The sequence below is a fragment of the Wenzhouxiangella sediminis genome, assembly GCF_003410055.1.
Lineage (GTDB): Bacteria > Pseudomonadota > Gammaproteobacteria > Xanthomonadales > Wenzhouxiangellaceae > Wenzhouxiangella > Wenzhouxiangella sediminis.
In genome coordinates this window covers 57600-78576 of sequence record NZ_QUZK01000005.1, presented here as the reverse complement: position 1 = coordinate 78576, position 20977 = coordinate 57600, and the positions used below count along the sequence as shown (strand labels likewise).

Below are 20977 nucleotides of genomic sequence, written 5' to 3'. Positions count from 1 at the left end.
AATGAGTTCGGGCCAATTTCACTGCCGCGTCGCCTCCCAATCGTTCGCTTTTGCCCACGTGTCCGCTCCGGTCAGGCGCCCTGGCATCAGGAGGGCGGTCCGGAATAGCAGACCGAGCGCCTCGAAGCGGTCGTGGAACAGGGCATCCTCCGGCAGGTAGCTGATCTCCAGCTGGGCAGGTGCGCCCTCGTTACCCGCGGGATCGATCGCCTCGCCGACGATCGTGTTCAGCCCCACCTGCAATGGCCAGTCGGGCACCTGGAACTCGCCTTGTTCATTTGCGTGCGTGGTCACCTCCCCGGACGGTCCCGTCAGGTGCACCTGCGAGCGCGGTTCGGTCACCCCCGAGAGAAGCACCGTACCCGTGGCGATCGCGTCGCCGGGATCGGGGTGCGTGAATTCGATAGTCGGCGTCGTCAGGTCGATCTCGAACTGGATCTGGGTTTCGGATTCGTTGCCGGCCTCGTCCTCGGCGCTCACCCAGAGCACGTAAATACCCTCGGCGCTCACTTCCGTGCCACTGTCGAACGGTTCGCCATCGAGCTGAACCTGCGATTCGACATCGTGGGCGTCCTTGACCTGAATGACGGGTGTCACCGGTTCGTTTCCGACCTGGCCGTCGTCGACGCCGCCGATGGAGATCACTGGAGCGGTGCGGTCGACGACGAACTCGACGGGTCCGACGCCGGCCTCGTTGCCCCACTCGTCGACGCCGCGGACGGCAAGCTCCAGATCGCCTTTCGGCAGGTCCTGGAGGTCGGCCCGGTAGTGATCGGGCACGCCCGCGTCCGGAAGCATCGCCTGCCAGGCGCCACCGGCAAGCGACAGTTCGACCATTGCAATGCCGCTGTGCTCGTCGACGGCCTCGGCCAGCACGTTCAGCGCTCCCCCGACCACCTGCCCGGCCGAGGGCGACCTCAGCAGCACGTCAGGCGGCAACACGTCGGCAAGGACGACAACACGGGAATCGAGCTCGATCCAGTCCTCGCCCTCCTGAATCTCGAGGACCAGGGTCAACTCGCCGAGCGGCCATCCCGCCGACGCGAAGTTCCATCCGAACTCGGCCGTCGAACCCGCGGGCACATCGCCGTCGCCGTACCACTCCGAAAGCGGTTCGCCGACGTCTTCGTGAGACACGCGGAATCGATAGGCCAGATTCGACAGGCCTTCTTCGGCCGGATTGTGCAACTCGATGACGCCAGCCACCTGGGCATCGGCCGGGAATTCAAGGGCATCGGGAACGATCGTTCCCTCGAGGACCCCCGACGGCGGCAGCCACTCGACCATGCGCTCGACCGGGTCGCTCTGGTTGCCGGCCGAATCAAGCACGCTGGCCTCTATCCGGTTCTCGCCCAGTTCCAGGGATACGGACTCGAACACCGCCAGTCCCTGGGCATCCGCGGTCGTCTCCGCCTGGAAGGCGCCGCGCGACACCGATACCTCGGCCCCGGGCTCGGTCTGTAGTACGGCCTCGACTTCGCCATTGAGCAGAGTCGCGCCCTCTTCGGGTTCGACGAAGGCGATGTCAGGTGGCGTAAAGTCGAGCTCGAACTGCAGCGTGACCTGGGACGTGTTGCCGGCCAGATCGGAAGCGACGACCTGAAGCAGATGCGCGCCTTCCTCATCGATCGTCGTCCCCGAGATATACGATTCGCCGTCGAGCGTGATCGTGACTTCGTCGAGGTGCGTGTCGGTGACGTCGATCATTGGCGCCACCGTGGTACTCTCGATCGATCCGTCGCTGACGCCGGAGACGAGAATCTCCGGCGGCGTATCATCGACGGTGAAGACGCGGGGAGCGGAAATGGACAGATTCCCCGCGGTATCGGTCGCACGCACGCGCAGTTCGTGCTGGCCCTCTTCGAGCGTCTCGAGCGAGGCGACGTAACCGCCGAGCCCGCTTTCGAAAAGGGCTATCCAGGGCCCGTCCTCACCAAGACGATAAGCCGCCTCGTCGATGGGCGAGTAGCTATCGGTGACGACCGCGGCGAGCCCGATCGGATTCCGCACGATCTCGCCGGCCGCCGGGTCGGTAATCTCGATCACGGGTGCGCCGAGATCCAGTGCGCTTGCGCTGTCACTGGCCAGCGGCATCCAGGTGCTCGCTTCCTCCGACCAGGCCTCAAGGGTGACGGCATAGTCGCCCTGATCTGCCAGCACGCTGGCAAAGGCCGTCTCGCCCGAGCTGCTTTCGCCCGCATCGACGGCGACATCCTGCTCGACGACCTCCAGCGCCGAGCCGTCCGGCAGTGTCGCCAGGGTCAGGCGCAACGGCAAGTCCGAATAGGCTGTGTCGGCCGGCGCCTGCACCTCCCAGGCAACTCCCGGTGAGTACCCGAGGGACAGGGGCGCCTGCGTGAACGCCACTGAACCCGTCAGCTCTTCGGCACCGGCGCTTTCGACCACGGTGAGACTACTAACGGCGGTTCGCAGAATCGAAGGCCCGGACAGCTCCAGGCGCAACTCGTAGGTGCCCGTCTGTATGTCCTCGAGCGGCCAACTGATCGTTTCGCTCGACCGGTAGCCCGCCAGGATCGTACCCAGGTTTCGCTCCCATCGCCGCACTTCCTGTCCAGCGGCGTTCGCGGCTACGAGTTCGAGCCCGGCATCGACGACGACGCCGTTGCTGTGAACGATCTCGACGCCGGTCAGGATCTTTGCCATCTCGTCCTTGGCGACGACGCCGAACTCCGGCGCAAGGGTCATTTCGACCTGTGCATCCAGCTGTACGTTGAATGCCCGCACGACCTCCTGCAGCTCGACCCCGAAGGCGTCATGCAGGGTGGCGTGCAGAGCATACTGCCCGGCGAGCACGCCCTCGGTCTCCCAGCTCACGGGGCTGTACCAGGTCTCGCCCGCCGGCAGCGTGTCGATCGTCCGGCCATCGAGCTCGGCCACCAGGACGCCGCCGGCATCCCGGATCTGGAGATCGACGTGACCGGAGAACTCGGGCCCCGGATTGACCAGCTTCAGCTCGGCATTAAGGGACTGACCGGGCGCAAGGAACTCGGAAGCCATCAGCACATCGAAGGCCGGTTCGCCTGGCTCGCCGACCACGAAACTTCGTTCGGCAAAGTTGTTGCTGCGCGAGGATTCGTTGAGCTCGACCAACGGATCGATTTCGATCAGCAGCTCATGGACACCCTCCGTTGCCAACTCGCCCAGTTCCCACTCGATGGTTGTCTCGGCACCGGCCTGCAGCGGCGGCACTTCCAGGAGAACGCTCTGACCGGTAACCGACGGCGTCGTCAGGACCATCAGCGCTTGCGTCTGCGGGCTGGCTGCGCCGCCCGTGTTGCCAATAACCGCGGACGCCACAAAGGCTTCACCCGGCATGCCTGCGGCAGGCTCGACGACCAGATCGTCCGCCGCAATCGTGAGGTCGGGCACCGCCTGCTCGTCCAGCACCACGGTAAGATCGCCCGAAGGCACGCTCGCATTGCCGTCAGCATCGACCGCAAATCCTCGGAACACGTTGTCTCCGGCATGGACTTCGACTTCGTCCATGCGGAACCAGCCTGTCGGCCTGAGCAAAGCCAGTCGGCCGTTCGACTCCGAAACCGCCAGGATTTCAGAGAACCGCTGCCAGCTGATGGCATCGAACGCTTGCATGACCGGCGCGAAATCCAGCTGCTCGATCACCTCGCCCGACGGGAACGCGACGACCCGGCCTTCGCTGCCCTGGAGCAGTAGCAGGCGTGAGCCATCGTGATTCCAGGTCGGAATGCTCTGCGAATCGGCAGCGAGCGGCGGCTGCCAGGCCGTGCCGGTTTCGGTGTCGAACACCTCGACGCCGGTGTTTCCGTCCGGGCCCGTGACCACCGCGAGGAAGCGGCCGTCCGGAGACCAGGACGGGCGTACCCTGCGGATATCCGTACCGTACTCGACGAACGTGCCGGCCGTCAGGTCCATCACCCGTAGCCGGTCCGAACGCACCCACGCCACCCGCGTCGAGTCGGGCGACCAGACGTGGGTGTTCACGTGGAAGTCGGAATACTCGGTCGCTTCGAGTTCCTCGACGTCACCGCTGTGACGGTTCCACCGGAACATGCCGAAGGGCTGCCCCTGGGCCAGGTAGCCCGCCAGCAGGGCCCAGACGCCGTCCGGCGCCGGCGAGGCGAATTCGATCGTCTGCAGCGGCGTGTCCAGGACTTCGGTCTCCCCGCTGTCAAGGTCGACTCGCTGATAGACATCCGGGCCGGACAAACGCCGCCATAGATCAGCGTTGGCAGAATCCCAAACCGCTCGGTTCGCGCTTTCAGGCCAGGGGCCGAGCGTGCTGCCATCGCGGGTGTTGAAGATGCGATCCTGGCCCTGCATGGGGGCCCAGACCCACTCGCCATCCGACACGATGGTGCTTTCGATACCCACTTCGGAGTCCGGCGCGGTCAACCAGGATGCTTCGGGAGCGTGGATGGTCGACACGGAAGCAAAGAGCGTCTCATCGCGCCAGAGCTCGATGATGCTGCCAGCTTGCGCCGTCCCGGAAAAGGACTGGGGCGACTGTGCTACGTCAACCGTCTCGCCGATCATGCCCGGATAAAGGAAGATCGGAGGCGACGGCGCGACCACGTTGGCCGGCGTTCCACTCGCGACCCCGCTCTGGCCGCTGGCGTTGCCGATCCCGTCCAGCGCTTCGACCACGTAGTAATAGGTCACGCCGTTGTCCAGCGGTTGATCGAGGTACGCCGTTGCCGATTGCTCGACCACGAGTTCGAACGACCCTTCCTCGGCCAACGCTCGGCTGAGCCGGTACGATGCGGGCGCCGGTCCGGGGCCCCCTGCCCAATCGATCTGCAGCGCATTGCCCGCCGCCGGCGAGGTGACGACCAGATCGACCGGCGCGGCCGGAGCCTGGACGTCGATCTGAACCGATTGGGTGTTCGAGGGCAGGCTTGGTACGCCTGCCTCGCTCACCGCATACACGACATAGGAATAACTGCCGTTCGGCAAAGCCTGGTCCCAATGGTTCGTCGGCTCCCCGACGGCGACCTGCACGATCTCCTCGCCGTCGCGATGGAGGCTGTAATAAGCGACATTGTCGGAGACGCTTTCTGTCCAATCGAGCAGCACGTCCGATCCGTCGACCGCGGCCGTCAGCACGACGGATTCGGGCGGCTGCACGTCGCCGATACCCGCTTCGACGGCATCGCTGCGCTCGCTCTCGAAACCGAAGCCGTTGATTGCGGTTACCTCGACTTCGTAGAGACCGTCCATGAGCGCTTCGGACTGCCACTCGGAGTCGCCCAGCAGCGGCCTCACGAGCAGCTCGAGTTCGCGCAGGCCAAGTGCATCGGAGCCGGTCTGCTCGAGCTCGAGAATCTCCACGCGCAGGCGATCGGTCCGGTAGGGCATCGGGAGGTGGAGCGTATTCTCAGCCTCGTCGTTGCCGCGCACTTGCGTCAGCGGCGACCAGACATCACCGCTCCAGCCCAGAACGTTGAAATCCACGCCCTGACGATCGGGCAGCCAGTCCAGATCGACTGCTGTCACGATCAGCGGCTGGGCGAACTCGATTTCGATGTACGGGCGCCGGCTTTCATAGTGATAGTAGTTGTCGCCCCACGCGCTGCCTGGATCGCCGTCCAGCGCACGCCAGGGATCACCGTAATTCGTCGACGCATCAGTCGGTACAGGCGACGGCTCGTCGGCAGGAATCGCATTGCCGTTGAGGAACAGGCGATAACCGATGACATCCGGATCGACATGGTCGTCCCAGTCGGCGCTCAGAACATCGCCGCTGTCTGCCAACACGAGACCTTCAGGCGGCTCGGGCGGCAGGCCATGCGTGACGTTGACGGTCGCCGGTATGCTGCGATCGCCGCCGGAGTCCTCGATCTGCAACGTGATCTGGTTGTCGCCGGGGAACAGGCCGACTGCTTCGAGCGAGAACTCGGCCGCTTCCGCCACGGCCACTTCCGGCAGAGCTTGAGAATCGCTGGCCGCGGTCACGCCGCCCGAGGTCGTGCCCGCCACCCGGCTCAGCCCATACAGGTTGGTCACCGGGAAAGGCGTCGGCGTATAGGGCTGATCGAGCTCGGGCTCGTGGACGGTGACTTCGACGGTCGCCGACGGCTCCGACTCGTTGCCGGCCTCGTCGACCGCGGTGATGCGATAACCAATCTCCCTGATGTCATCCCACTCATTCCAGCCGACGGTATGGACATACTCGGTCGCTTCGATGGGTCCGGCGATCATTACGAAGCCGAACTCTCCCCGGTAAACGCGATAGCCGGCAAGGTCATCATCCGGCACCGCTTGCCAGGTAAGCGACACTTCCGTGCCGTCCACCGCTGCCGATAGCGCCAGCGGAATCTGCGGGGGCGTCAGGTCGGCGTATTGAACCGCGACCACCGGTGGCTCGGGATCTGTCAGCCCGCCGGTATCGCTGGCGAGCGCGCGAATCTCGTACTCGCCCCAGGCCAGCTCGCCCGGCGTCCAGACTCGACGATAGGGGCGCTGCGAAACCGGGTCGCCCAGATTCGTCCAGTCGACATCTCCTTCCGCACGCCAGGCGAACTGGACCTCGGCAATGTCGAGATCCTCGCTGTCGGCGGTCACGCGCACCGACTCATCGAAAGCATGGCCGGAAAGGGGCTCCACTATGGTCATGGCTGGCGGCCGCCTGTCCAGCTCCACTTCGGCCGGTTCGGACGGCGGGCTGACGTTGCCGGCCTCGTCGATGGCGAAGACGCGATAGGCATGAAGGCCGTCGGGCACGGCCTCGTCCAGGAATGCGATGTCGGGGAGAGCCAGCAGGCGCAGGTCGTCGGGCAGGTTGCCCGACCAGTTGACCGGGTCGCCATTGCGGTACAGCAGGTAGCCGAGCAGGTCGGGCTCGCTGCCGGGATTCCAGTCGAGCTGGACGTTCTCGTCATCGACGATCTCGGCGACCAGGCCGGTGGGCGCCTGGGGCGCGAAGTTGTCGATCACCACGTTGACGGAAACGGACGCGGCATTACCGAAGGTGTCTTCGGCCTCGAGCATCAGGCTGACCTCGCTTTCATCGGGCAGGCCCGTGGTGTTCCAGACCGCCAAGGTGCCGCCCAGAACCGGCGATGCCGACTGCTGCACGAGCTGTGCGGGCCCACTCGACGGCTGGACCCACAGTTTGTAAGAGTCAAAGCCTTCGGCGCTGTAAGCCGTTCCCGAAACGTCCACCAAACCGCGCACCCGACTCGCGGGCGCCGGGCTGGAAATCTGCACGGTCGGCGCCGCCAAGTTTATGATGACGTTCGCAGGCACAGAAGGCGCGCTTTCGTTACCAGCCTCGTCCAGCGCGGTGACCGTGTACTGGTAGCTTCCCTCGACGAGCCCGGGGTCGATCATACCGGTGGACAGAACGGGCGTTGCGGTCAAGAGCTCGCCGTTGCGGTAGACATTGAAGCCCGCGAGCGGAACGGCGTGCACAGGCGCCTGCCAGGACAGGCGCACATCCTGCTGGTTTTCGACCTGTGCGACCAGCCCGGTCGGCGGAGGCGGCGTCATGCCGGCGTAGTTGAAATCAAGCGTACTCTCGCCGACGTTGCCGGCCCGGTCCCAGGCCTCCAGGTGGAGCCGGTAAGCCCCGCTGGCGGCGGTGGGCGTGGTCGCCGCCAGGACGGAACCGGCGACTCCCTGTTCTGAGAAAGCGATTTCCAGCCAGTCCCCGCTCACCTCACCGTTGTCGAGAGAGGCCATGCTCATCCGATAGGCGCCGAGATTCAGATCCTGAGCCGTTCCGATGACCTCGAGCTCGGGGCCTGCCCAGGCGTGCGATTCCGGCGATGCGATCTGCGCCTCAGGCGGCATGCCGTCGACGACGAAGGCACGCGTGATCTCGGACTCGTTGCCGGCCCGATCAACGGCCTGCAGCCTGAAAAGATAGGCGCCGTCCGGCAGGTCCACAAGCCACTCGTGGAGATCGGAACTCTCGGGTAAGGCGTTGGATTCGTGCAAGACCTGCCAGTCGGGTTCTTCGGATTCCACGGCCACGGCAAGCTGCCACCCGGTCAGGTGGTCGTCATCCACCTCACCCGTCACGTCGTAGACCTTGCCGACCATCAAGTGGTCGCCCTCTCCGGGAGTCCCCAGTGCGATATCCGGTGGCGTCCTGTCGACCACAAAGGTCTGGTTCGCTTCGCTGCTGTTGCCGGCCCGGTCGACGGCCTCGACTTCGAGTCGATACTCGCCCTCGTCCAGCTCGTCGAGGGCGACCAGCCCGTACTCTTCCTGGCTGCTGGGCTGGGCGACCTCGCCGGAATCTACCGGGTTGTCGTCCGCATCCAGGAGCTCGAACGACAACAGATAGGGATGCAGTTCCTCGAACCCGATTTCGGCAAGGCCTTCGCCCTTGATATGCGGTGCATCCGGGTAGAGGAACTCCAGTTGCGGAGCCGTCGTATCGATAACGACGTCATGACCCGCCTCGCCAATATGGTCCGCGTCATCGAGCGCCTGCGCACTGATCAGCACCCGGTACCGTCCGTCGGGAAGAACGACGTCCTGAGCGTCTTCCCCGTCCCACTCAATCGTATGCGCACCCTGATCGAAACCCTCGTCGGCTAGGACGTCCAGTAGGCGGTTCTCTTGGGCATCTGCAACGATAAGGTTCACCGACGCAGCCTCGGCCAGAGAGAAGCCAATGGCCGTTGAATCCAGGCTGCCGTTGCCTGTGGGGCCGAAGAGCTTCGGATTGACCGTCAGCATCTCGATCAGGGGTGGCGGTGTATCAAACGTGACGGGGACCAGCAACTCGCTTTGGTTGCCGAGAAGATCACTGGCACGCACGCGAATCACACCGGGGCCGTCGAGGCCGGAAACCTCGCCCAGGGCCAGCGTTTCAGGCTCCGGGGCCTCGACTTCGGATTCCGAAAGCAGCGTCCAGGTCGCCGGGCTGGCGCCGACTCCAAAGCTGACCTCATAGCGCTCGAAGTACTTGTCGGAAATGCTGCCTATGACCTCAATCAGGCTGGTTTCGATGGTCTGGGAAGGCTGCGGTGACTCAATTTCGATCAGCGGAGACGTTGAGTCGACCTCCACCAGTTCGCCGTCGAATTCAGAAACTCGGCATCCATCCTGGAACGATGGCACGAGGAAATAGAAACCGTCCTCGACCCAGCCGTCATCCAGTTGACCGTTCCACTCAAGCACGAACTCGGCAGGAGAAAGTTCGGGACTCGCCGGCCCCTCGATGTCCAGCGGGTCGAATATGTGCACCGGCGGCTCGGCGGGCACCCAGTCGCCCTGAGCATCAACAACCGCAGGATGAACCTGCATAAACAGCTTCAATGGCTCGTGGGTTCCGCCGCTGTAGAGAAACTTTCTCAGGCTGGCGGCGCCATTCAGAGTCAGCATCGCCGTTTGGCGCTGCGACCAGGCCTGAATGGGCCTGGCGCCCAGATTGACGGCCTCGACCCGTGAGTCGACACCGACCCGTCGCGCCTCACAGGACCGTCCACCAGCACGATCCACTCGACTGAAATTGAGGTCGAGCACGCCGGTGACGGACTGAGGCGACCCCGGCAATGAGTACAGTTCGAACGGCGACACCTTTTCGGAAGCCCATGGGGCAGCCTCCAGAGATATCGGAGTACTCAGATTCGGCTCGCATTCGCCAAGCAAGTTCTCGTTCAATGACCGTTCATCCGGCCGGATCACGTCTGAATACTCCAGCCGGTATCCTTCTGGACCGACCATGCTCGGATGGCCCCACGCCTCGACCATCGCCGGTGCGAGGCGCGCGTCAAGAAACTGATGGTCGACTCCGATGACAGGATGCGACTCATCGACACAGACCAATGCCTGGTCCTGGGGTGCATTGATGTCCTGGGATGGCGCCTGAGCGTAGACGGGAATGGACTTGACGTCCCGCCAGACATTGCCCTGCTCGGATGTCGTGACGGTCACGATGCGATAGTTTCCCGCCGCCAGGTCATCCAGCAGCACCTCTCCTCTCGCGAGGAGTTCCGGACGGGGACAGTCCGACCCACTGGGAACGAAGGGCTCCGGGGCACTCTCGTCGAACAGAACGGACAGAACGTTTCCGCCCATGGTCTGGAGTTCCGACCGCACGTGCGCATACTCTTCCGGGTAGGCTGAATCGCCGGGGGGAAGCAGAGAGACCCTGACGCCGCCGGCATTCGTGTTGCAGTCCAGGGCAGGGAGGGAATGAACCCTGACGATCGGAACGTGCTGGACGCAAGTCGTGTCAACCGAGTACTCCACGACATTACTGCTTTCGGCAATTTCGAGCTGGGCGTGATAGTTGGATGATTTGTCGAGCAGGTACAACCGAGCGCCATCCTGGCCCGTCAGACTTGGCAAGACCAGTTGATCGCCGGCGGCGCCTTCCGAAAAGAGTTCTGCAAACGGATAGTCCGAACCTGGATGTGGGCGCCAGAACACGCGGGAGTGCGTCAGCGGATCAACGTCCGGTATCGCATCGGGGAACCATCCAGCATGCTCGGACGGATTGAAGCAGGTCGGCAAAGGCACGGCCTGACTTCCGCAACCGAAACTGACGGTTCTGCTGCGCTCGCTGCCATCGTCAAACCTGACACGATAGACGAAGGTCTGTTCGCCACTACCAACGTCTCGAACCACATACGCTCGTGCCCCCTTCGACCCAACCAGAACTGGCTCTAAGGTCCGCGGCGGCTGGCCAGGCCTTACATGTCGCAACTCCCGGTCCTGGAAGTCGGGTGACGAATAGGCCTGCCAGAAAACCACGATATCGTTCTCCGCGACGGCGATATCGGTTTCCTCAAAGAAGCCCTCGTGGTACGAAGCAATGCATTCGGGGACGCCGACGTAGCTAAGGTCCAGGGAGGCGAGATTCGAAACCAGGTCCGGTTGTGAACTCCTGAGTCTCGCTTCCATGCGCGCGGCCGGAATCTGATCGAGGGGAAGAGCCGCCCACCCATCGCGTACTTCATCGGGCGGCACTTCGTATGACTGCCACTCGTTCTCGCCGGCTGCCCGGAATTCGATATGGAGATCATCGATGCGATCGAGGCTGAGGTCGAGAGCATCGAGACGGAGGGAATCCGTCTCGGTCAGGGAAACTTTGCTCGCCCAGGAAACCGTATCGCTGCTTTCGTCGTTGAATATAGCGGGATCGAAAACCAGCGACTTTCTGGTCGGGTCAGGATGGACGCGACCCTCATCGTCTTCCACACCCATGAGCATCAGGTAGTCGCCCGGCCAGGGAACCGAACCATAGGTGACGTTCCCGGCGGAGTCCTCCGCGCGAATCCTGAACTCTCGCGCCGCAAAGTCGCTATTGGAAATGCCAATCCAGTTAAGATCGCCGATCGAGCGGAACTCCGACCACTGCAGCGACCCCTCACGCAACCTCGACTCCATGATCACTTCGGCTATCGACTGGTCCGAAATCTCCGAACGGACCATTGCGAGTCTTGTATCACGGGAGGCATCCTTTTCTAGAAAAGGCGCGACCACTTCTTCTACCTGCACAGCGGGTGGCGTGTTGTCGATAGCGACGGGAACGAGATAACGCCAAAGCTCCAGGCTGTATTCGCCATCAGCAACGACCGGTCCGGCATGCGAGTCGCCGCCCCATTCGATGAGCTGTGTTCCGAGTTCACCCGGCAAATGCGAGACCAATTGGTTGAAAACTTCCGTTCCAGCCAAGTCGAAGACCCGGAGATAGAACGGATCGGCCAGCACCGCCTCATACTCCAGGACCGTGGCGTCCTTAATGCCATCGCCGTTAGGAGAAATGAGCCGTGGATCGGCGGTCGAAAGCTCGATGACAGGCTCCTGCGGATCGACTGGCAGGATGGCGCGACGCGTGGCCTGGTGTCGGTTGCCCGCCTTATCCGCCAGCTCGAGACGCAGCAGCACCGGCCCGGAGACCGAGGGCGGCCACCGCAGAAAGCGGGAATCTATGACTGCCGAAGGTGTCCACCCGGCGACTGCCTGCCAGGCCGCCTGGCCGTCACCGGGAGACATGTCGATGCGCCATGACTCCAGGTTTCGGTCGGTCGCAAAGCCACCCAGGTCGAGGTCCTCGGCTGCAAGCACCGCCGACAACCAGGTCGTTGGCCGGTCGAGATTCAGCACCGGTGTTGGCAGACACTCGGTGCCCCAGGCTCCGTCGGGCGTCGCGCAAGCTTCATCCACCAGTACGTAGCCCGCCTCGCCCGACCAGAAGCTCTCCACGTAGTATGGCCCCAGTGGCTCTAGCCACTCCTGAGGACGCCCCGCACTCCACCAGTAGAAACGCGGAATCCTGAATGGATGAACCAAATGGAGACCGAAGCCGTAGTGCGACGAGTCGGGCATCAGCGAACGGCCGCTTTGCCCCTCGTAGGGCCAAAGCGAATCGGAGCGCACCGCTTCGATTTCACTGCTCAGTCGCTCGAATGTAAAGAGCGTACTTCGTCCGGGGACTCGTACCTGGTAGCCGTCGCTCTCGGCATGGATGACATCGCTGAGTGCGAACATTAGCCGCTCGCCGCGGTCATCCCATTTGAGAGGCTGGCCTTCGCGCATTTCGAGCCCACCTCCGGGGGGCGAACCGGCACTACCATCAGAGTGTGGCGCATCACAACAATCTTCGGGTGGACCGACCTTGGTGGCTATATCCTGAATGGCCCGGAACCGCCACTGCCGCTCGAGGCTACCCTCGCCGTCGATCGTCATCGTTTCTGAATACTCAGGCTGTATCAGTGGAATAGCGAAGTTCAGCACCTCCTGCTGCTGGGCCAGAACCATGCTGATTTCACCGGAGACGGCATTCGCAACGGCAAGGATTTCCTGTGTCGGTGACCACGACATGCCGAGGACAGTTGCATCGACCTGTATCGGAGCCCCTTCGGGACCGTAAATCTCGGCACCGAGAAAGTGCGGGATGCTCTCGACACGACTCAGCTCTTCGAGCGTCCTGTCGTCCTGGCTGAACAGGAAAACTGCTTCTTCCAAATCGTCCGCGAAATGCACGGCGGCGTAGCGGCCCGAAGCGGCGACGTCCGCCCGAAAACTCGGCCAATCCGTCGCCTGGACGTCCAGTACCTCGCTCCCACCTTGGAAATCGAAGAAAGCGAGCTCGCCGTTTCCGTGCACCAGCACCCCCTCGGAGAGATGGCTGTATTGGTCACGTGTCGGCGCCCAATCCAATTGGACTGTCTCCACGAATTGCCCGGAGTCGGGGTCAAGTGCAGAGAAGTGGCTCCCGTCGGTCGAGCCGGCCGAGTGGTGGAGGATGATTCGCCCGGCGTGCCCGAAACCGGAGAGCGTCAGCGAATCGCCATCGTTCACGGGCACGTCGAACATGGCCACGGAGTCAACGGAGGACAAGTCCGTCAGCCAGATCTGATACTGGCCATCTTCCTCCGCCAGGATGGCGAGCCGTCGCCCACCGTCGTAGGCGATATCGACCGGCTCGAACGGGATGCCCGTCAGGTCCGCGCGATCCTGTATCCATTGATCGGTAACGACAGGATCGAGCCTACGAACACCGCTTTTGTAGACCCCGTTGAGCGTGCTGTTCTGGCCGACGCTGTATGGATCGATAACGACGTAGGCGGGCCCCAGCTCGGGATCAGTCACGCGGATCGGTTCGTAGTTGTCCTGCCTGAACCCCTCGACCTGGTTATGAAACACCCTTGCGAAATTGTGTGCCCGAATGAGCGGCGAGCGGTCGGTATCCACGGTCACCACGGTGCTGGCGAGATCCTGATTGCCAGATCTCAATCGGACGAGATAATCACCATCAACGACCACCGAGCCGAAGTCATCGCGGCCGTCCCAGCGCAGCTGTCCGCGATCCACAGGGTCTTCCGCAAACTCTGTGAACCTGCGAACCACCTCACCCGGCCGCTCAACGATCAGCTCGACCTCAAGCGCCTCCTCCACTCGGAAGACCAGCAGGGTGTCGTCCTTGACGCCGTCACCGTTGGGCGAGAAATATCGGTTGGTCGTGAACAACGGCCCTTCGCCGGCTGCAAGACTCAGATCTGACTCGTTGTTCGCCTCCGATAGTTCCGGAATTTCTGCTTCCGGGTCGACGACCACGCGCAAGCGCTCGGGATCTTCAACGGCGCCGAGCGTCCAGGACCAGGACACGGTGACGAATCCCTCACCGGCTACTTCGTCAACGATTCGCGATTCGATGAGACTCTGGCCCTCCGGGCTGATCTCGAGCAGGTCGAAACGAACGCTGTCTGCTGGCTGCTCTCCCAGATTGTGGATCCTCGTATCCAACGTGACCGGCTCGCCGGGGATGGGTGCGGCGGGATCGATCGAAAAGTCCGAGGCCTGCACCATCAGGTCCGGGAGGCTTAGCACCTGGTGGTCGAACGCGTGAAGGTTGTCGAGCTCATCCGTCTCGGAGACTTCATCGAGCCTGTCGGCCTGCAACCACAGGGTCTGCTGCCCACGCAGCCCGAATTCGTCGACCTGGATGTTGAGATCGACCGACTCTCCGGGAGCCAGGCCGTTGTCATAAACGACATCACCGAGGAGCTGACCGCCGCTCCTCGGATCGCCGTCAAACAACCCCAGGGAGAAGGCCGGAACGGCTTCTCCACCGTCGGAATGAACCGTGGCGGTCACGTTGAATGCGTCACCTTCGACACCCGGGTCGGGCAGAGCCAAGACCGAAAGTGGGTCGAGTCGGAGATTCATGCCCTCCGCCACGGTCACTTCGAACGAAGCTTCGAGCTCGTTGTTGAGCGGATCGACGTCATCCAGCAATGCTTCCGGATCGGCCTGGACCGACACCGTGTAGATGCCGGGCGTAGCGGGCTGCCAGTCGACATTGCGAAACGTGCTGGAAAGGGAGTCCATGGACAGGCTGGTCGTCGCCTCGTGGACCGGCTGCCCCTCGCTGTCCAGTACGTCGATGTCTACGGCAAAAGAAGGCGCAGCGGCAAGCCCCCTGTTGGCCAGCTCCACCCTGATCTCGAGAGGATGACCGGCATAGGGCGCCTCTTCGGGCTCAAGGGCGATGGATTCCACCGCCACATCGATGCCCGTGCTCACGGTCAAGCCGACTTCGGCTTCGTTGTTACTTCGGTCGGCGTCCGCAACCAGGCCATTCGGATCGGCGGCCAACAACAGCTGGCTGCTTTGGCTTCCGTCGTACTCAAAGGAAACGTCAAAGGCCGATTCTCCACCCGCGGGGGCGTCAACGAATGTTTCGGCCAAAATCGTCGGCGGCGCGGACTGGGTATCGATCAGGACCAGCGCCGTATCGTTCACGCTGGTGCCGCCGTGGTTCCATAGCGTTCCCGTGACTTGCACCTCAGTTGGAACGGAGTCGATTGCGGCCGGCGAAACCGAAATCGCGCTCGGATGCAGGGCGAGCTCCGGACCTTCGGGCGGATCGGAAACGAGGATTGGCAAGTGTCGGTAGTTGTCTTCGAGCGTCCATTCTTCCAGTCCGGCTTGTCCCTCCACGGCGACCCAGACATCCTGCTCACCCGGCTGGGAATCCGTCTCCCACAGGAATTCGACGAGCTGCGAAGAGCCGGCAGGAAGCTCCGGAACCTGGATCGGTCCGGAAATCGCCGTACCACCCTCGCGCGGATCGCCTAGGTACCACCGAGTCGTGGATGGCGGCGCCGTCTCGCGCCCGGAGTTGGCGACACGAGCCGACAACTGGAGCAGCGAGCCCACGATCGGAGTCTCGGGTTGGGCGGATGGCTGCCCATCGATCTGGAGATTGGGCAGCTCCAGGCGCCCCAGCACCAGAATGGCACTGGCCGTCGAGAACGCGCTTCCGCTCCAGTCTCCCGATTCGCCCTGCTGCCTTGACAGCCAAGATGCGGTGGAGTCGAACAGCAAGGGATCGACATCGTGGCCGATCAGAAGCGCCAGGGCACGCGCCGCACCGCCCGGGGCAAACATCTCACCTTCATGCCTGAACTCCCCACTCGGCCTGTGCCGAGAGGCAAGCCAATCCCTGCCCGATTGCAGTGCCTCAGAGTGGGTGGCAATCGGAAGCGACAGCGCCTCGATTGCCGAAAGCGTCGGCGGAAAATGCGTCTGAGCGCCCGGGTAGCTTCCCCAGCCTCCGTCGACGTTCTGCGCCCCAGCCACGAATTCAAGCGCCTCACTACTGGCGTGTTCTGGCATGACATCCCAGAAGGCCTTCAGAACGCCAGCCGTGTCCTCGACGCTGGACTGATGCTGGACCGTCAACCCCCAACCGCCATCTGATCGTTGCAGGGCAAGCAGTTGTTCGACGGTTTCCGCGTCCTTGCCGCTTTCCCCCGGCAACGCTCGCGCACGCCAGGCCAGGGCTTCGAGTGTGTCGGGGTTTGCCTCCAGCGCAGCGGCTTCCGCCACCGGCAACGCGCTCGACCCCGGGCGAAGCATGCGAAACGCCTGAACGGCAGATGCCGTATCTCGCCAGCGGCTGCCTTCTCGATCCGTCCAGAAGCCTTGTAGCCCCTGGACTTGCTCGAGCCAATCGAGCGCAAGCCCAACGGCGACCTCCGGGGTTTGCGACGGTGTACTGCCTTCCAGCGGATGAGGCAATCCCGGCGCGGCGCGAGCCACGGATTCCGGAACGATATGCAGTACCGCCCGGCCACCGACGAGAGACGAGAAACGTTCCTGAATGTCACGACGGAGCCGTTCCACCGAGGCCATCAACCCCGCCGGAATGCTCTCTTCGGGGCGCCTAACGATCACGAGCGCCGCTCGAAAATGCTTCTGTGACTCGACGACGCCCGGAACCCGAGGACCTTCGGCGTCGATTACGTTCTCTATGGCGATCCATTCCGGGTCGGCTTCGATCGAGAGACCGGCCTCGGGGAACTCTGGCACATCCGGCTGGGGAGACCTGAGCCGAAGCATCGGCGGGACCTCACTACTATCGGCGAGGCCCGCGAGATACAGATCTAGGGCCGAGTAGCGGCGGGTTACCGGACCACTCTGGTACTCGGATTCACCCTGCTCGATCCAGTCGTGTCCGTACATCACTGAAGCCTGGGTATCCAGCAGCGAATTCCAGTGGCTGTCGGCATGGCCCAACAGATCGGCCTTGATCGTGCCGCTATCCATATAGCCTACGTAGCTGGACCAGCGGTGCATCAGCTCGTGCGCGGCGGTCGTCAAAAGATACTGATATTCGCGCGACTGGGGGAAGAGCCGCTCCGCGCTGGCCTGCCCCAAGTCGATGAACCCTTGCAGGCGGCCGCTCGATCCCCAATCCGCGCTCTGATCGAAAGCTGGCAATCCGATCCCCTCGACGGCATTGCTGACGGACCAGTACATGCCGTTCGCCGCGAGCTCTTCAGACCTCAGCTCGATCGGAAACGTCGTCAGGACCATCACGAAATCGAAACGGTCGCCTTGATTCCCGATAACGATCTCCGTGAGGGCTTGTCGAATCGCCACGTTGAGTTCGTCTTCGACGTAGGAATCCAGAGGCCATTCCGTGGCAGTCGTCAGCAGATTGCCGTGTCGCTCGACCGGGCCGAAGTAGTCATCGACGTTCCGCAGCGCCTGTGGTGCCTCCAAGCCTTGGGGTGGATAGTCTTCCGGAAGAATGACGTCCCCCAGAACCGGCCCGGACATTGCGAATAGCAGCAATACCAAAGACAACAGGCCATGAAACGGCAGCCGCGCGGGGTTCTTGGGTCTCAAGGAACGCTCCCCTGTCCGCCAGCTTCCGCCTGCGTTTCGATGTTGTCGAGGAAAATTCCCTGAACTTCGTAGTAGATGGAAGTACCCGGCCTTGCACTGACAATGTCCGGCACGTCCTCACCAGCGCCCAGGACGAGCGATGCAGTCGAGGATTGGGCGCTAGGTCTTGTTGCCGGAACAAGAACAACGTGGTTGGCAGCAATAGACTGCAGCCGCCATTGACCGTCGGCGACCTCGTCACCGGGGCGGTAGGTTGCTAACTGTCCCAGCGAATCCGAAAAGACCGAAGTTTCCGAAGCAACGGAAAAACCGATTAATCGCCAGTCGCGCTGTTCCTCTCCCCAACCCGGCAGCCAAAGGGCTGCGCAGAACATCAGGAGAAATGAACTCCGAAGGACTCGCGCCGCATTAGCGTGGCGCGACGTCCCCATGGGCCGAATAAAGGCCCGCCTCCCTGAAAAACACACAATGAACTACCATGATTGCCAACGTATTGCTCAAGCCCGAAGCGTCCAGCGACACTGCCCCTTCAGCGAACCCGTTCCCTCACAGCGTATCGCCGCCACAACATCGGATCGTCATCGAGATCATCGAATGGCGCCCCTTGTACCATTCCACTTCAGTCTACGAAAACATGGATGGAGTTTCAACACTGAACATAGAGCAGGCTGGCCAGCTCCAATAAAGCTCATTGAGCCCCTGCTGATTTAGGTTCGGCTTATGAAAGTGCGCATGGCATCTGCATCGCAGTTCAGTCCGATGACTTCGATATCCAAGGCCAGCCTTCATACGAAAGCACGAGTCGCTTCGAACCGGGCGGCACTCTCAGGATCATTGCGCCAGACCCTTCTTCTGTTTCGATCCGCACGGTCTTTTCGCCGACCCTGGCCTTCCAGCTAGGAAAGTTCAGGTGCTTGATGCGAATGGTGCTTGTTCGCTCCGCCTCATAGTCAATGACGATCCGGTGCTGAGCGCGACCGACCAGACGAACCTTCAAGTCACCGGACCGTACCCAGACGTAGGGCATGGGGTCTTTATGGAGATCCTTCTTCCAGCCATCTCCCATTGACGTAGGACGCATTTCAAGCGTCGGCCAGATTTCGTCACGAATGGCGCGCTCCGCTCGTGACTCCGATACTCGCTGGCTCACCAATCCCCAATTCTCACTGAGGGGCCCGAAACCCACGATCGCCAGCGAAACTATGACCATTCCCGCTATTGCGACGGCGGGAACGGACAAGGCGAGGATCCTCCTGCGTCTGGACCAAAGGGTTAAGCGGCACCAAAGCATCTCAACTGCAAGGGCCAACAACCAGAGCACAAGCAGCCACATCACTCCCAACCAGCGCCATGCGAACATGAGGTATCCCATGGGAGGAAATAGCTCCGCAAGCCAGACCCCTGCGGGACTCATGATGTATAGACAGACCACAACGGCAATCAAAAGCGGCGCGCCAGTACCCTTTATTCCTTCACCACCGCTCAATACTACTGCGTAACAGGAGATGGCGATTACGAAGCCGACAACGGCGAGCCCGTCGAAGAGCGCGCGAAAGTCGTGGAAAGCCCCGTACGGCGGCTCAGGGCGGGAGAACAGGACGTTATACTCCCACAGCCAGGCGGGATTTAGGAGAAATTCCCACTGAACGAGATCGCGAAACAATAGGAGCGGCAGCCAGTACCAAATCGAGAGCAGCGATCCTAGCGCGCCTCCCGCAAGCGCCTGTAGCACGGCACGTGCGTCACCGCGCAAAGCCCGAAAGGCACCCAGGATTGCCATAATGACCGATGCCTGCACGGCGATCATCGGATGGGCGAGAATCAGCAAGGCCGACGTTACCGCGACCGTCAAAATCCTGTTGATCCTACCCTGATTCGATGACATCACGGCACTGAGAAGCCAGGGTATGAACGCAATCGCCAGAGCGCTCGCCGGCATGTGTATCTGATATATCTTGAGAAGCAACGGCGGAGAGCACGTCCACAACGCGGATGCAGCTGCGGACACACCGGCGCCGGACCAGAGTCGGAACAGACGATAGCTTCCGAAAGCCGCTACGACAATTGTCGTCAGGTAGACCGCGGACCATGCGGTCGACATGCTCGATCCAAGCAGGATCGGAATAGAAGCCAGATAGTAAGAAAGCGGCGGATAGAAGAGGAACGTCGGAGCACCGTAGCCGCTGTTGGCATCTGCGTGCCAGTACGGGCGCCAGACGCCTTCGACAAGTGATTGCGAGAACCCTTCTAGACGAAACCAGTGTAGATGCCAGTCGCCGTTGTCGATCATCCCCGACAAGTGCATTGGCAACCACACCACAATCGCGGTGCCCAGGAGAATCGATGTCGAGAAGCCACGACTGGAAGGCTGCTTTTTCATCGCCTCGCGAAAGAATGCTGTTTCATGATGTCGGCATGAAGGCTGAATGACTGCGAAGCTCAGGACGAAAGACATCGGCCCAGACGAGCAAAACATTCAGACCAACGCCAAAGACGGGAAGGACAGCAAGTGCCACAAGGATGCAGTCTAGCAGAGCGCCGCCCCGGCCAGCGCCGTGTCATCGGCTGCTCTCATTTTCGAGTGCCGCGGGAGGCCCAGATCTTCGCCTTGCCCCTCGACATCGGGACAACAATGACGAGCCGAAGCTCAACCCAGTCGGACTTTCTGTTGTGCAGCCGCGAGGGATCCGAGAAAACAAGACCTATGACACGACGTGCAGCTGGCCCTATCATATGCGGGGTTTGATGCAAAGGCTGGTCTGGTATGGAATGGCTTAGTTGGGAGTTTCTGATCTGGCCGGTTTGGGGACTGGCTTTCCTGCTGGTTCTGCTTGGTCTGGCGGGGACGATTCTTCCCATCCTGCCGGGTGTGCCGGTGATCCTGCTGGGGCTGGTCCTGATGGCCTGGCTGGATGGATTCGAGCGCGTGGGCTGGTGGACGCTGCTTTGGCTGACCGTCCTGACCGTACTTGCCCTCCTGATGGATTTCATCGCTACGGCCGAAGGGGCACGGCGCTTCGGCGCGGGGCGCTACGCCATTCTGGGCGCGACCCTGGGCCTGCTGGTCGGCCTGTTCTTCGGGATCCCGGGCATCCTGCTCGGCCCCTTCGTCGGCGCCGTGCTCGGCCACATGGCCGGCAAGGCCAACCTGGATGACTCGCTGCGAGCGGGCGTCGGCGCGAGTATCGGCGTGGTGGTCGGAACCGCTGTCGGCGCCGGAATCGGCGCGGTGATGGTGGTCTGGTTCGCGGTGGCGTGGTTTATTTAAAACCCTTCGGTTTTGGGGTTCGGGGTTCGGGGTTCCGTGTTCGGGGTTCCGGGGCGTTGGGGGTAGCCGTTTATGCGTTGCCGATAATCCTGGCGCCATGCCTGCCCA

Annotated in this window: 4 protein-coding genes; 1 reads left to right on the top strand and 3 read right to left on the bottom strand. The window is 62.4% G+C overall.

From position 1 onward, the window contains the following. Nucleotides 1-18: 18 nt before the first annotated feature. From DZC52_RS01365 to DZC52_RS01360, 3 genes are all read right to left on the bottom strand, one after another. Nucleotides 19-17601 (bottom strand): CARDB domain-containing protein, encoded by a 17583-nt coding sequence (locus DZC52_RS01365; RefSeq protein ID WP_147307571.1) that lies wholly within the window; start codon nt 17599-17601, stop codon nt 19-21. Continuing rightward, a complete protein-coding gene (locus tag DZC52_RS15345; RefSeq protein ID WP_147307570.1) occupies nt 17598-17975 on the bottom strand; it encodes a hypothetical protein in 378 nt (125 codons plus the stop codon). The genes DZC52_RS01365 and DZC52_RS15345 overlap by 4 nt, the downstream gene beginning before the upstream one ends. A 377-nt stretch (nt 17976-18352) precedes the next feature. Beyond that, complete coding sequence (locus DZC52_RS01360) at nt 18353-20056, bottom strand: 6-pyruvoyl-tetrahydropterin synthase-related protein (protein WP_181918710.1); 1704 nt, start codon at nt 20054-20056, stop codon at nt 18353-18355. A gap of 309 nt (nt 20057-20365) precedes the next feature. Between DZC52_RS01360 and DZC52_RS01355 the strand changes: the two genes are divergently transcribed. Continuing rightward, nucleotides 20366-20869, top strand: coding sequence for a DUF456 domain-containing protein (locus DZC52_RS01355; protein ID WP_116649322.1), 504 nt, complete (start codon nt 20366-20368; stop codon nt 20867-20869). Nucleotides 20870-20977: the final 108 nt, after the last annotated feature.

Bases quoted from the DNA above. Each gene is read 5' to 3' on its own strand.
- DZC52_RS01360 (WP_181918710.1), bottom strand. From the start codon at position 20,056: ATGTCTTTCGTCCTGAGCTTCGCAGTCATTCAGCCTTCATGCCGACAT.
- DZC52_RS01355 (WP_116649322.1), top strand. From the start codon at position 20,366: ATGGAATGGCTTAGTTGGGAGTTTCTGATCTGGCCGGTTTGGGGACTG.
- DZC52_RS15345 (WP_147307570.1), bottom strand. From the start codon at position 17,975: ATGTTCTGCGCAGCCCTTTGGCTGCCGGGTTGGGGAGAGGAACAGCGC.